We start from the raw sequence: 13839 nt of genomic DNA on the forward strand, positions 1-13839 counted from the left end.
TAGCCCTTGGCTTCCCCGCCGCCGGCCTTGGCCAGCACCGTCGTGATCGCCGCCGTCAACGTCGTCTTGCCGTGGTCAACGTGGCCAATCGTGCCCACGTTTACGTGCGGTTTGGTCCGCTCAAACTTACCTTTTGCCATGATTTATCCCATCGATATTTTCAAGGAAACAAAAAATTCATCCGCCCACAAAAAAGGAATGTGGGCGGAAACCTGTATTACTTTTACTTGCCGCGCGCGCTGATAACTTCCTCAGCGACGTTCTTCGGAGCCTCGGCGTAGTGCTTGAACTCCATGGTGTAGGTTGCGCGACCTTGCGTTTGCGAACGCAGGCTGGTCGCATAACCGAACATTTCCGCCAGCGGGACTTCGGCCTTGATGGTCTTGCCGCCGCCGGGGATGTCGTCCATGCCCTGAACCATGCCGCGACGGGAGGACAAATCGCCCATGACCGTACCGGCGTAATCTTCAGGCGTTTCGACTTCAACCGCCATCATGGGCTCGAGCAGCACGGGGCTGGCCTTGCGCATGCCGTCCTTGAACGCCATGGAGGCGGCCATGCGGAACGCGTTTTCGTTGGAGTCCACATCGTGGTACGAACCGAAGAACAGCGTGACCTTCACGTCGACCACCGGGTAGCCGGCCACCACGCCCGCGGGCAAGGTGTCCTGGATGCCCTTGTCGACGGCCGGGATGTATTCGCGAGGAACCACACCGCCCTTGATGGCGTCGACAAACTCGTAACCGCCGCCAGGAGGCAGGGGCTCGAGCTTGAGCACAACGTGACCGTACTGGCCGCGGCCGCCCGACTGTTTGACGAACTTGCCTTCGATTTCGTCGCAGGTCTTGCGGATGGTTTCGCGGTAGGCCACCTGAGGCTTGCCGACGTTGGCTTCAACGCCGAACTCGCGCTTCATGCGGTCGACCAGCACTTCGAGGTGCAGCTCGCCCATACCCGAAATAATGGTCTGGCCGGATTCTTCATCGCTGCGCACGCGGAAGGAAGGATCTTCCTGGGCCAGGCGCGACAAGGCGATACCCATTTTTTCCTGGTCGGCCTTGGTCTTGGGTTCGACAGCCTGTGAAATCACGGGCTCGGGGAACTCCATGCGTTCGAGCAGAATGTGCTGACCAACGTCGCACAGCGTTTCGCCGGTGGTCACGTCTTTCAGACCCACCACGGCGGCGATGTCGCCAGCCAGAATTTCCTTGATTTCAGCGCGGTTGTTCGCGTGCATCTGCAGAATGCGGCCAATGCGTTCTTTCTTGCCCTTGATGGGGTTGTAAACGGTTTCGCCGGAATTCAGGACGCCCGAGTACACGCGCACGAAAGTCAGCTGGCCGACGAACGGATCGCTCATCAGCTTGAAGGCCAGTGCCGAGAACTTGGCGTTGTCGTCAGCCGGCAGGCTGATGGTATTGCCGTCGTCGTCGACGCCTTCGACCGGAGGAATGTCCACGGGCGAGGGCAGGTAGTCGATGACCGCGTCCAGCATGCGCTGAACACCCTTGTTCTTGAACGCCGTGCCGCACAGCATGGGCTGGATTTCGCCAGCAATGGTGCGGATGCGCAGGCCCAGGTTGATCTCTTCTTCGGTGAGCTCACCGCTTTCGAGATACTTGTTCATGAGCTCTTCGTTGGCTTCGGCGGCCGACTCGACCAGCTTTTCACGCCATTCGTTGGCGGAATCCACCAGCTCGGCGGGAATCTCGCCGTATTCGAATTTCATGCCCTGGGTGGCTTCGTCCCAGATGATGGACTTCATCTTGATGAGGTCGACCACGCCCTTGAAGGTGTCTTCAGCGCCGATGGGGATGACGATGGGCACAGGGTTGGCCTTCAGGCGCACCTTGAGCTGATCGTGAACCTTGAAGAAGTTGGCGCCGGTGCGGTCCATCTTGTTGACGAACGCCAGGCGGGGCACGCCGTACTTGTTGGCTTGGCGCCAAACGGTTTCGGACTGGGGCTGAACGCCGCCCACAGCGCAATACACCATGCACGCGCCGTCGAGCACACGCATCGAACGCTCCACCTCGATGGTGAAGTCGACGTGTCCCGGGGTGTCGATGATGTTGATGCGGTGTTCGGGGTAGTTGCCGCCCATGCCGCTCCAGAACGCCGTCGTGGCAGCCGAGGTAATGGTAATACCGCGTTCTTGCTCTTGTTCCATCCAGTCCATGGTGGCGGCGCCATCGTGAACTTCACCAATTTTGTGGCTGACGCCGGTGTAGAACAGAATACGCTCGGTCGTCGTGGTTTTGCCAGCATCGATGTGAGCGGAGATACCAATATTGCGATAACGCGAAATTGGGGTTTTACGGGCCATGATTGTGTCCTTAGATTACCAACGGAAATGACTGAATGCTTTGTTGGCTTCAGCCATTTTGTGCGTGTCTTCACGCTTTTTCATCGCGCCGCCGCGACCTTCGGCCGCATCGAGCAATTCACCAGCCAGGCGCAAATCCATGGACTTTTCACCGCGTTTCTTGGCTGCTTCGCGCAACCAGCGCATTGCCAGGGCCAGGCGGCGCACAGGGCGCACTTCAACCGGCACTTGGTAATTCGCACCGCCAACTCGGCGGCTCTTGACTTCAACGACGGGCTTGATGTTGTTGATCGCAGTGTTGAACACTTCGATAGGCTCTTTGCCAGTTTTAGCCTGAATCTGGTCCAGCGCGCCGTAGACGATACGCTCGGCAACAGCTTTTTTACCAGACAACATAACAACGTTCATGAATTTGGCGAGATCCACACTGCCAAACTTGGGATCGGGGAGAATTTCACGCTTGGGAACTTCGCGACGACGAGGCATTTTTAACTTCCTTGTGACAGTTCAGTTGAACCGTGTTTTCACGGTCTCGGCCTTCAAAAATGAGGACCACTTACATGCTATGGGCCCATGCCCACGGCTGCACTGATACGACTAGCCGAGCTAGCCAGACAAATAACTTAGGCTTTTTTCGGGCGTTTCGCGCCGTACTTGGAACGCGCCTGCTTGCGGTCTTTCACGCCTTGCAGGTCGAGCGAACCGCGAACGATGTGATAACGCACACCAGGCAAGTCCTTGACACGACCGCCGCGCACGAGAACCACAGAGTGCTCTTGCAGGTTGTGGCCTTCACCGCCGATGTACGAAATGACTTCGAAACCGTTGGTAAGACGAACCTTGGCGACTTTACGCAAAGCCGAGTTAGGTTTTTTGGGGGTGGTGGTGTACACACGGGTGCACACACCGCGGCGCTGCGGGCAGTTTTCGAGCGCGGGGCTCTTGCTGTTGGCGCGGCTGACTTCGCGCGGTTTACGCACGAGTTGACTAATGGTTGGCATGACCTTTACGCATCCTTTTACCTGTATGCAGAATTTGCATACTGATTTACGTATTTGAATGAAACACCCGGGCCAATCCAGACTGGCTCGAACTGGCCGGTTGCCCCGTCGCCCGCATTCGAAGGTTTGGCATCAACGAACAAAAGCGGCAAAAACAACTTGGGCGGTTTACGCAAAAACCGCCCAGTCCAGTAAAGAAACACGTAAAGAGCGGGTCTTGCAGTAAAACTACGGCTAACCTAAAACATTTTGGCAATTAAATATTTTGGTTAGCTTGCCATCGTACCATGGAAAAACATTGAAGGTCAATGAAACCGCCAATACCGGCCGCCACAGCCTCAAACTGGCGGTTTTTCCCAACATTTGCAGTTTTGCTTCTTTCCCGTCTGTGCCAAGCCGGGCCTGGCGCTCCTTCAAGTATCAGGGTAGGCACGTCCTAACCGCATACGTGCTCGCCGATCTTCCGTAAATACAGGCCGAACGCCTCTTTTTCCTGGGGTTCCAGGACTTCCAGGGCATACTCGATAAGCCGGTGGGCGGCCGGCCAGGCTTGGGCGTATTTGTCGCGGCCATGCTCGGTCAGATATACCCGCGTCAGCCGGTTGTCGTTGGGATCGACGCCCCGTTTTACAAGCGAGCGCTGTTCCATTTGGTCGACAACCCGGCTGAGCACAGGAGGCCGAACTGCGATGGCTCGGGCGATATCGCCTATTTTCTTGCCGTCTTCCTCCAGCAGATACTGCAAGACCCGAAAATGAATATAGGTGATATCCAGCTTCCGGAGGGTGGAGTTTCTAAGATCCTGTTCGAGCTTGAAGATGATCGAAGCCATTTGAAAGGCGACATTGCGATCGGGGCCGAGATGCGGAGGGATCAGTTCTTGAGTGGGCATGCGCATAATTATATGTAAAGTCTTGGGTCTTTTCGCAAAACCGAGGCATCCGCCGCACGCCCCGGCCAAGTTTTCTATCGGGCCTTGCGAACACGGCGCAACGTCTTGAACGGCAAGCCCAGCGCCGCCGGCCCAACCGACCGGCTGGCAAATACCACGAGCGTCACAAGGGCCACAACATAAGGCAGCATGACGAAAAACTGATATGGCACTCCCGGGTACCATATCTGCAGCCGGATCTGCAGTGCGTCGGTAATGCCGAACCCCAGACACGCCAGCAAGACTCCCAAGGGATGCCAGGCTCCGAACACAACGCAGGCAATGGCAATGAAGCCTCTGCCCGCCACCATGCCTTCAACGAAGGCATTCACCTGCGCCAGCACCAAAAATGCCCCGCCCATGGCCGCCATGGCGCCTCCGAACAACACTGCCGCCAGACGGTGCGAATTCACCTTGACCCCAGCCGCGTCCGCGGCGGCCGGGTTTTCACCAGAAGCGCGAAGCTCCAATCCCCACGCAGTACGAGGCATGGCGAAAAACAGCAGGAATGCCATGCCAAAGGCCACATATACCAAAACCGTATGGCCAAAAACAACCGGCCCCAAAACCGGCAATTTGCTCAGCACGCCAAAATCGACCGGCGCAAACGCCGGGATTTCGCCGGGAGACCTGCCTATCGTCAGGCGATAGCCGACACCCGAAAGCCCTCCGCCCAGCAAAACCAGGGCCAAGCCCGAGACGATCTGATCCGCGCACAAATAGATGACGAATATGGCATGAATCGCCGCCAGGGCGATACCCCCGAGCAGGGCGAAGGCGACACCGCCCCACGGTGTACCCGTATACACAGCCCCGAAGGCGGCGAGAAACGCCGCAAACAACATGATGCCCTCCAGGCCGACATTCATTATGCCCGCACGCTCGCTGACGAGCTCTCCCAAAGCGGCGAAAACAATGGAGACACTGAGGCGAATACCCGCCGCAAGCAGGCTGACAATGACGATATCCATTACGCCAAGCTCCGTTTACGGGACAGCGCGTCAAAACACAAAAAGCCCAGAATAACGACGCCTTCGATGATATGGACGATGGGGAAAGGCACATTGGCTTCGCGCTGCAGGACGCCAGCGCCGACATAGAATATGGCGAAAAGCAGGGCCGTAAACGGCACCAGGACGGGGGATAAGCGGGCCATGAGCGCGATCGCAATCGCTGCTTGTCCGTAGCCGGGAGCAAAATCGTCCTGCAGGCGCTCAAGTATGCCCGCAACCTGGACGCTGCCGGCAAGACCCGCCAGGCCGCCGCTGACCAGCATCGCCCAAACGACCACCCGCCCCTCGCGCAACCCCGCATAGCGGGCGGCGAACGGGTTTTGTCCCACGGCGGTCAGCTTGAACCCGAACGAAGTCTTCCTGATCACCACCGCAACCACGACGACAGCCGCGAGCGCCACGACGAGGCCGTAATGGACGCGGGTGCCGTCGATCAGGTTCGGCAGCAGGAGCGTTTCCGGCAAATAATCGCTCCAGGGCATAGTCTTGGCCGGCTCCTGAAACGGCCCTCGAATCAGCCAGGCAAGCAGCTGCAGGACAATGAGGTTCAATACGATGGTGGAGATGATTTCGCTCGCGCGATAGCGGGCCTTCAGCCAGCCCACGAAAGCGCCAAGAACCCCGCCCCCGATAAACCCCGCGGCCAGGTATGCGATAAGGCCAAACGGCATCGGCCAGTCGCCAAAAACCGGCGCCAGGGCAAAGCTGACGATTGCGCCGAACAGCAACTGGCCGTCACCCCCGATATTGAAAACGCCCGCCCTGAATGCCACGGCAACGCCCAGGCCTACCAAAGCAAGCGGGATGCTCTGCGTTACGACTTCGAAAAACCCATTGAACGTCCCCAACGTGTAGGCCAGAAGGGATGTATATGCCGTCACCGGATTCTTGCCCGCCATCAGGATGAAAATTGCCGGTATCAGCGCGGTAACCACCGTAACGCTCAATGCGAGCCACATCTGAAACCTCAGGTTGCTGTCGATCTTGATCATCGTCCGGTCATCCAATGGCCGACTTCCTGCAAAGAGGTATCGGAAAGCCGCACGGGTCCGTGCAGTCGCCCGGCGGACAGCACCATGATGCGGTCGGCGACCTGCCAGACTTCATTCAGATCCGCGGACGACAGGAACACGCCGGCTCCAGCCGTCCGTTTGAGAAGCAGCTGGTTGTTCACGAAAGCGATGGTCTGGACATCCAGCCCGCGTGTCGGATGCGCGGCAATCACCACCTTTGGATCGTTGGCCAGCTCTCGCGCCAAAACCAGCTTTTGCTGATTGCCTCCCGATAACTGGGACATCAGCGCCTCCGTCCCCGGCGCCCGGATCGCGAAGTCATCGATGGCCCGTTCCACCACTTGCCTGAGCACCCGGGGGACGAGCCAGCCTGCCTTATTGAACCGGGTATCGTTGAGTTGCGTCAGCAAATAATTATCCGCAAGGCAGGACGCCGCAAGCACGCCGTCCTTCAACCTGTCTTCGGGAATATGGCTGACTCCACCCTTGCGCACACGCTCGGGACCGAGGTAGCCTCCCCCGGCATCGAACCAGTACCTCACGCTGCCCGAATCCGGCGCAAGCAGGCCGGCCAACATCTGCACCAGCTCCGTCTGGCCATTCCCGTCCACCCCGCAAAGGGCCAGGACTTCTCCCGGGTAGAGTTCGAAGCTGACGCCGTCGAGGGCCAAGGTTCCGTTCGAGCGCCGAACCGAAACCGAATCGACGGACAACAGCCGGGTTGGCACGGTCTGGCTCTGCGTGCGCGGCACCAGCGTGGGCAGGTCATCACCGACCAATAGCCGTATGAGATCGTCCCTGCTCTTGCCGCCGACGTCCGAGACGCTGACCACTTTTCCCAGCCGCATGACGACCACCCTCCGACAGGACTCCAGGATGTCCTCGAGTTTGTGGCTGATGATCAGAACCGCCGTTCCCTGCCCGGCCAGCTCTGCCACCATCTGAAACAAGGCGGGTCGCTCTTCGCGCGACAGCACCGCGGTCGGCTCGTCCAGGATCAGCAGCTTCGGTTTGCGCGAAAGCACCTTCATGATCTCGACACGCTGCTGTTCGCCAACCGTCAACCTGTCGACACGCCGCTCGAACGACGTAGACATGCCCAGGCGCTCCGCGATGGGAAGGATGTCAGCCTTGAGCCGCTCCAGCCGCAAGCGGCCGCGTCCCCAGCGGGGATCGCCCAGCGCCAGATTTTCGGCCACCGTCAGCGCCCCCACCAGCTTGAAATGCTGGTGCACCATGCCGACACCCGCCTCGGCGGCGGCGCGCGGCGAGTCGAAGTGCATGGCCTTGCCGTCAAATCGCACGATGCCCTCGTCCGGGGTTATCAACCCCGAAATAATGTTCATCAGCGTCGATTTGCCGGCTCCGTTCTCGCCCAGCACCCCTACGACTTCGCCATGGCCAACCGAAAAGCCAACGCCGTCGTTCGCGACCAATCGCCCAAAACGTTTTGTTACCCCTTCGAGTTCAAGCAGCGGTTGATCCGGCAATGCCATGGCAGCTCCCGTCCCGGCGGCGGCTCAACGGATCGGCGGAAGATCTTTCACCGTCCCGGCCTTGATGCCGTCGGCAATCTCCCGCAGCGTCGCTTTCTGGCTATCCGAGAATTTCGAATCGAACTTCCTGAACGGAGCGAGGCCGATTCCATTGTCCTTCAGACCCAATAGATAGTTTTTCGGCTCGATGGTGCCATCGATGACCTTCCCGATCGCCATGTCGATGTTGACGTCGAAATTGATGAGCGCCGTGGTGACCACGGTATCGGGCGCCAGGGACGCAGAATCGAAGGCCGTTCCGATCATCAAGACTTTCTTCTCTTTGGCGGCCTGCAGCGTTCCGACCACGTTTTCGTTGCCGATGCCCGACACCACATCCGCGCCCTGGTCGATCATGCTGGTAGTGATTTCTTTTGCCTTGGCGATATCGGAAAACGAGCCCACATAAGCGGACAACACCTTGATCGACGGATTGATGCGCTTGCTGCCGCGATGATAGCCGTCATCGTATTCTTGTATGGTGGGCACGGGAATGGCCGGCACGTTGGCGATGATGCCGGATTTACTTATCATGGCCGCGACGGCACCGGCCATATAGCCAGCGTCGCCCCAGCGGTTGTCGAAAGACGCCAGGTTGGGGGCCTCCGATACCTTGGCCGTATTGACGATGAACCAGGTCTTGGGAAAGCGCTTGTGGATGCGCTTGGCTGCATCGGCGAACTGGAATCCATGGGCGATGATGATGTCGTATCCATCGCGCGCATAGGCCGACAGTGCGTCCTGAGCCTCGGCCGTCTGCGTGTTTTCACGGATGGAGACATGAATCCCGGGATACTTTTTCTGGGCCTTCTTTATACCTTGCGCTGCCGCGCTGTTGAAGGTTCCGTCCGTTACCGAGCCAGGCAGAATCAGGGCGACCTTCAGGTTTTTATTCACAGAAGCCTGAGCCTGCGCGGCCAAGGGCAAAGCAAAAACACATAATGCAAAAATGATTTTACGTAGCATGTTTGTCTCCACACCGTTTTATGAGTTTGCCTATTCCTGGAAATAGCGAATAGGGCTGGATCAACTGCCCTTCAACATACCCACTGCTTCCTCTCCCGTCATGACGTTGCCGAACTGCTGAATGATGTTTTCCAATGCCGCGCGATGCTCTTCGTCGGACAGGGCCCCGCAGCAATCCGACAGCATGGCCACCTTGATGTCCATCATCATGGCGTCGCGCGCCGTCGACTCGCAACAGATGTTCGTCTTGGTACCCGCGATCAGCAGCGTGTCTATGCCCATGCTGCGCAAAACCCGCTCCAGCGACGACGAGCCAGGGATCAATGCGCTATAGCGGTTCTTCACAATGACGATATCGCTGTCATCGACGTCCAGCTCCGAATACACCGCCTGGTTCTCGGGCGCATTGCTGACCAGAGTCCGGTCCCTGACCTCGCCGGCAACCACGTAGTTGTAGAACAGATCCCAATCGCTTCTGCCCGCATGTTGGGTATTGGCATGCAAAACCCATATGACCGGCACCCCCAGCGCACGCAACTGCGGCGTCAATGCGTTGATGCTCGGTACGATGTCCCGTGACGAAGCGACTTCGGCCGGGCTGCCTTTGGCGCAAAAGGTGTTCTGCATGTCGATGACCACCAGCGCGGTCTTCGATGGGGTCATGGTTTCGAAAAAATTGAGCCGGCCGCGACGCGCGAGCACGCGATCGATAATTTCCTGCCTAATTTGAATATTGTGCATCCGAGGTCTCCTTCGACGGTTCCAAAAAGCGGCTAGCCTATCACGACGTCATACAAGTACGGGTCTTCAGGCAATGCCACTTCGCTATCCAGCAGGCTTCCGCAAGACGGACATGCGAACTTGCGCAGGACGAGCTGCGGATGGACCGCATCCGGCCATCCCGCCATGCCGCGCACACGCTCGGTGGCCAGCATCGCCCTGTCTTTCCATTGAGTCTTTGAGTCATGCGGAGCCACACTGTGGCCGCATGCATTGCAGCAAATGTCCCCCGAGTCGGTTGCCGAAAGCGTGGGAGATATCCTGATGCTCATGCCATTGCTCCTTGTTCCATGCGGGCGGCCTTCAACCGGGCTCGGCAGTCTTGCGTCGCCGACATATCCACCTGTCCGTTTTTCAAGATGACGCCATAAAGCTCTTTGGCGGCAAGCTCGGAGATAGTGCCGTTGACAACATCCGCGCCGACGGCCTCCACGGACCGCGCCAATGCGTCCCCAACACCGCCGCCGCCATTCCAGCGCAAATAGAATGCATCACCCTTGGCCAACGGAAACACGCCCCAGCTTATCGGCTTGCGCTCCCCTCGCAGCGATTCAAAATCCGTTTCCCCCGAACGGCGCGAATCCTCGCCGGCGCCCTTGATCAGGACGTAGTCGTTCGATGCGCCCGATCCCCCGCCAGCCAGGCCGTCGCTCATGGGAAACTTCGAGCCTTTGCCGGACAAGACGAAATTGATGCCGCCATCGGGACTTCCATGCGGCACGATGGCGATCTCGCCGCCCAAGCCGCCCCGATACTCACCCGCGCCACCGGAATCCCGCATCCTGCGGCGGAACAGATAGCGGATCGGGAATGCGCCTTCGACGGTTTCCACATTGGCCATGCGTGAAATCGGGTTGGGCATTTCGCCGCCTATATCAACACCGTCACCATAGGTCTTGGCGCCGCCGGCGCCGGCGAACGTCTCGGTCAATGTGTCGATGGCAAGCCGCCCCTCTCTCGTGCGGCCGAACATGAATACGGCAAAATGGTTGGCGTGCCATACGGCCGTTGCTTCGTCAGCGTATTTTTCACTGGCGGCAAGCATCTTTCCGATTGCCGAGCAGGCTGCGTTATTGACCGATTGGATGGCCCCCACAGTAGCCACCGACACCGGCGCAGGCCGGACGCAATTGACGATCGAACCTTCAGGCGCAATCATCTTTATGGGCGCAACCGCCCCTTGATTCCAGGTAATGTCGTAACACAGCAATGGAAACAAGGGCGCGAACAAACCACCCAGCGCTGCCCACTTCGTGCAGTTGACGCTATAGGCGGATTGCGGGCTCGAACCCGTGAAGTCGAACGTCAAGGTATCGTCCTGCTTGGTCATCGTCAGCAGAATCTTCGAGGTCTCGCCCTTGACATCGACATACTGGCGCGATTGCCAGCTGCCGTTGGGCAGCTCCAGTAAACGTTGGCGCAGCAGGTTTTCAGATTGCTCGATGAGGGTTCTGCCTACTTCATCGACCGTATCGGCGCCATACTTTTCAATCAGCGCAAGCATCCGCTCGCCGGCGACGTTGTTGCACGCGATCAGGGAGCGCAAATCAAGCGCCACCATTTCGGGGCTGCGAACCATATTCAGGAAGGTATCCCATATGTCGCGCCGCAGTTCGCCCCTGCTGATCAGCTTCAGCCCTGGACTGCTGAAGCCCTCGCTGTATATGTCGCCGGCGTCCGGCGCGAACCCGCCGGGATTCATGGCGCCAATATCGGAGACATGCACAAAACACGCGCTCCAGGCCACCAGCGTGCCCTCATGGTGAATGGGGGCCAGCATATACACGTCCGAAGTATGCAAGGCGGCCGTATAAGGATCGTTCAGCATGAATACATCGCCTTCCTCGATCTGGCCTTCAAAGCGGCGAATGATCGCCTTGCAGGCCTCGGCCGCGCTGGTCAGATGGTGAAGAAAACCTACGCCCCCCATCAGCAACGAACCATCGGCGCGATACAGGCTGACCATGAGGTCATGGCCTTCATTGGTAATGGCCGTGCCCGACACATGCTTCAGAGTGATGACGGCCTCCTCCACAACCCTGAACAAACGGTGGCGGACAATAGAAAAGGTTATTGGATCCATGTCTGGCCTCATGCAAATTCGATGATGACGTTACGATATTCGTCCATGCTTCCACGCTGCCCCTCTTGCAACACTATCGTCGTGATGGGCGTATGGATAACGGCCGGGCCCGATAGGACGTTCCCCGGCTGCAACTTATCGAAGTCGTAGATATCCGCCGGCGCCATCCCTGCGCGCGCCTCGACGAAAATATTTCTCCGCCCTATCAAAGCACCCTTGGCGTCGACGCCTTGGAACGGCAGCTTGGGCACTTCCGGCTTTTGCAGCAGGCCTCGAGCCGTCAGCCGGAACAGCTTCATCTCGATGCCTGCTTCCCGGTAGGCAGAACCTTTGCCGAACTTACGCTCGTAAAGAGCCTCGAAATCGGAAATCAACATGGCCAGCCCCTGATCGTCCAGCGGGATGGAGGCGCGAACAGGAGTCGTCAATTCGTGAACCTGGCGTGCATAGCGCAGGTCGACCGACCACTCCATCTGCATGGTTTCCTCGCTGAAGCCTTCGCGCTTCAACTGTTCCGCCGCTTCGCGCACCATGGGCTCGTAAATGGCATTGACTTCGTGAGCGGAGGCCGTGGCCGGCAGCGTTTTGGTCGCCGAGTATTGATGCACGATGTCGGCCGACACCAGGCCGAAGGCGCAATTCACGGATGCGGTATACGGCACCACGATTTTCTTTACGCCCAACTCTGCTCCGAACATGGAAGACAGCATTCCACAAGAGCCGCCGAAAGAATGAAGAACGAAATCGCGCGGATCCAGCCCTCGCTCAACCGTGATTTCCCGGATCAAATCGGTAATCTGCGCCGACGCGAGGCGATAGATGCCTATTGCCGCATCGTTCACGCTCATCCCCAACGGCTTGGCGATCTTTTCCTCGAACACCTTGCGGGCGGGCTCGACGTCCAGCCGCATTGTTCCTCCCAGGAAAGTGTCCGGGTTCATATAGCCGATCAACATGAACACATCGGTAAGCGTGGGTTCGGCCCCCCCCAATCCGTAACATATCGGGCCCGGCCTGGAACCCGCGGACTGCGGCCCCACCTTGGGCTCGCCCGTAAGCGGATCAATGCTGACGATCGATCCGCCACCCGCACCGATCGATACCACCTCGATCTTGGGCGCGGAATAATGAAAGCGGTCAACCATCGGCTCGCGAGCGTATTCGATCTCGCCATCCTGGATCACGCTGACCTTGAACGTCGTTCCGCCCATGTCCGTGGCAATGATATCGGGCTGGCCCAATAGCTGGCCAAGGGATTTGCCGCCGATTACACCCGCTGCCGGACCGCACTCAAGCATGCCCACCGAACGATCAGCAGCTTCGTTTGCGGGTAGCAAACCGCCGTAGCCCTGCATGACCATGATCTGTCCACGATAAGCGGTTTCGGCCAGGCGCTTTTCCAGATCGGTGAGATAGCTTTGCGTGATTTTGCCCGCATAGGCATTTATCACCGCTGTGGACGTGCGCTCGTATTCGCCGGGCAGCGGAGCAATATCGGACGATAGCGTGCAATAGACGTTCGGCGCTACACGCGCTGCGACTTCCTTTATAAGGCGCTCGTTGACGGGATTGATGAACGACCAGAGCAACGATACGGCAATGGCATCCACACCCTTTTCGTTGACGAGAAACTCCAGCATTTTCTCGACTTCTTTTTCATCCAGCTCGCGGAGCACCTCGCCCGCGGCATCCACGCGCTCGGGCGCACCCAGGACCAGAGCAGGATCCACCAAGGGGGCAGCGCGCTCCGTTTTGACGATGTGCTTGATGCGATCCTCTGTCAGGCCTCCCCAGCGTCCGTAGGCCCCACGCGTTACTTTTATCGTGTCTTCGAACCCTTCGGTGCTGATCAATCCTACCTTCGCGCCATCCCTGGTGAAAATGGTGTTGTCCACCACCGTTGAGCCGTGAATGAATAGATACGTCTCCGCAAGCAGGCCATCCCTGCTTTTACCCATTGCGGTCGCCGCCGATTCGATCGAATCGAAAATCCCCGTTGCAAAATCCGGCGGCGTGGACAGGGCCTTTCCTATCCTGATTGGCTCTCCCGCCGCGAATACGACGGTATCGGTGCATGTTCCGCCGACGTCCGTGGCGATCATGTACTTTTTGGCTGCTGGTACATCCATGCTTGTCTCAACCTCCTGAACGTGATTCTTTGTTGTGATAAGTGCACCGCAGCGGGCACTTT

Annotated in this window: 13 protein-coding genes; all 13 read right to left on the reverse strand. The window is 58.4% G+C overall.

The genetic code is table 11. From position 1 onward, the window contains the following. The coding region (locus VNT00_RS00865; protein WP_325583600.1) for a GTP-binding protein at positions 1-140 on the reverse strand (140 nt) is incomplete at its 3' end. Between the two features lie 83 nt (positions 141-223). Next, entirely contained in the window at positions 224-2326 is a 2103-nt protein-coding gene (gene fusA, locus VNT00_RS00870) for an elongation factor G (protein WP_325583538.1), read from the reverse strand. Between the two features lie 15 nt (positions 2327-2341). After that, positions 2342-2812, reverse strand: coding sequence for a 30S ribosomal protein S7 (gene rpsG / locus VNT00_RS00875; protein WP_325583540.1), 471 nt, complete (start codon positions 2810-2812; stop codon positions 2342-2344). 137 nt (positions 2813-2949) lie between these two features. Then, entirely contained in the window at positions 2950-3327 is a 378-nt protein-coding gene (gene rpsL / locus VNT00_RS00880) for a 30S ribosomal protein S12 (RefSeq protein WP_180071600.1), read from the reverse strand. A gap of 436 nt (positions 3328-3763) precedes the next feature. After that, entirely contained in the window at positions 3764-4219 is a 456-nt protein-coding gene (locus tag VNT00_RS00885; RefSeq protein WP_325583544.1) for a MarR family winged helix-turn-helix transcriptional regulator, read from the reverse strand. Between the two features lie 74 nt (positions 4220-4293). Continuing rightward, entirely contained in the window at positions 4294-5229 is a 936-nt protein-coding gene (locus VNT00_RS00890) for an ABC transporter permease (RefSeq protein WP_325583546.1), read from the reverse strand. Next, complete coding sequence (locus tag VNT00_RS00895) at positions 5229-6263, reverse strand: ABC transporter permease (protein ID WP_325583548.1); 1035 nt, start codon at positions 6261-6263, stop codon at positions 5229-5231. Before VNT00_RS00895 ends, VNT00_RS00890 begins: the two co-directional genes overlap by 1 nt. Then, the gene (locus VNT00_RS00900; RefSeq protein ID WP_325583550.1) at positions 6260-7780 is read right to left on the reverse strand and encodes an ABC transporter ATP-binding protein; all 1521 of its coding nucleotides are present in this window, start codon (positions 7778-7780) and stop codon (positions 6260-6262) included. The genes VNT00_RS00895 and VNT00_RS00900 overlap by 4 nt, the downstream gene beginning before the upstream one ends. 24 nt (positions 7781-7804) lie before the next feature. Then, complete coding sequence (locus VNT00_RS00905; protein WP_325583552.1) at positions 7805-8785, reverse strand: BMP family protein; 981 nt, start codon at positions 8783-8785, stop codon at positions 7805-7807. 60 nt (positions 8786-8845) lie between these two features. Continuing rightward, on the reverse strand, positions 8846-9526 hold the full coding sequence (locus VNT00_RS00910; protein WP_325583554.1) for an isochorismatase family cysteine hydrolase: 681 nt from the start codon (positions 9524-9526) through the stop codon (positions 8846-8848). 32 nt (positions 9527-9558) lie between these two features. Continuing rightward, complete coding sequence (locus VNT00_RS00915; protein ID WP_325583556.1) at positions 9559-9837, reverse strand: acetone carboxylase subunit gamma; 279 nt, start codon at positions 9835-9837, stop codon at positions 9559-9561. Beyond that, complete coding sequence (locus tag VNT00_RS00920) at positions 9834-11648, reverse strand: hydantoinase B/oxoprolinase family protein (RefSeq protein WP_325583558.1); 1815 nt, start codon at positions 11646-11648, stop codon at positions 9834-9836. Before VNT00_RS00920 ends, VNT00_RS00915 begins: the two co-directional genes overlap by 4 nt. 8 nt (positions 11649-11656) lie before the next feature. Beyond that, complete coding sequence (locus VNT00_RS00925) at positions 11657-13777, reverse strand: hydantoinase/oxoprolinase family protein (protein WP_325583560.1); 2121 nt, start codon at positions 13775-13777, stop codon at positions 11657-11659. Between the last annotated feature and the right edge of the window lie 62 nt (positions 13778-13839).

The organism is Eoetvoesiella sp. (assembly GCF_035555955.1).
Taxonomy (GTDB): domain Bacteria; phylum Pseudomonadota; class Gammaproteobacteria; order Burkholderiales; family Burkholderiaceae_B; genus Eoetvoesia.

Excerpts from the sequence above, each read along its gene's own strand:
- VNT00_RS00890 (WP_325583546.1), bottom strand. The coding sequence starts at position 5,229 with ATGGATATCGTCATTGTCAGCCTGCTTGCGGCGGGTATTCGCCTCAGT.
- VNT00_RS00915 (WP_325583556.1), bottom strand. The coding sequence starts at position 9,837 with ATGAGCATCAGGATATCTCCCACGCTTTCGGCAACCGACTCGGGGGAC.
- fusA (WP_325583538.1), bottom strand. The coding sequence starts at position 2,326 with ATGGCCCGTAAAACCCCAATTTCGCGTTATCGCAATATTGGTATCTCC.
- VNT00_RS00920 (WP_325583558.1), bottom strand. The coding sequence starts at position 11,648 with ATGGATCCAATAACCTTTTCTATTGTCCGCCACCGTTTGTTCAGGGTT.
- VNT00_RS00900 (WP_325583550.1), bottom strand. The coding sequence starts at position 7,780 with ATGGCATTGCCGGATCAACCGCTGCTTGAACTCGAAGGGGTAACAAAA.
- VNT00_RS00925 (WP_325583560.1), bottom strand. The coding sequence starts at position 13,777 with ATGGATGTACCAGCAGCCAAAAAGTACATGATCGCCACGGACGTCGGC.
- VNT00_RS00905 (WP_325583552.1), bottom strand. The coding sequence starts at position 8,785 with ATGCTACGTAAAATCATTTTTGCATTATGTGTTTTTGCTTTGCCCTTG.
- VNT00_RS00895 (WP_325583548.1), bottom strand. The coding sequence starts at position 6,263 with ATGATCAAGATCGACAGCAACCTGAGGTTTCAGATGTGGCTCGCATTG.
- VNT00_RS00885 (WP_325583544.1), bottom strand. The coding sequence starts at position 4,219 with ATGCCCACTCAAGAACTGATCCCTCCGCATCTCGGCCCCGATCGCAAT.
- VNT00_RS00910 (WP_325583554.1), bottom strand. The coding sequence starts at position 9,526 with ATGCACAATATTCAAATTAGGCAGGAAATTATCGATCGCGTGCTCGCG.
- rpsG (WP_325583540.1), bottom strand. The coding sequence starts at position 2,812 with ATGCCTCGTCGTCGCGAAGTTCCCAAGCGTGAAATTCTCCCCGATCCC.
- rpsL (WP_180071600.1), bottom strand. The coding sequence starts at position 3,327 with ATGCCAACCATTAGTCAACTCGTGCGTAAACCGCGCGAAGTCAGCCGC.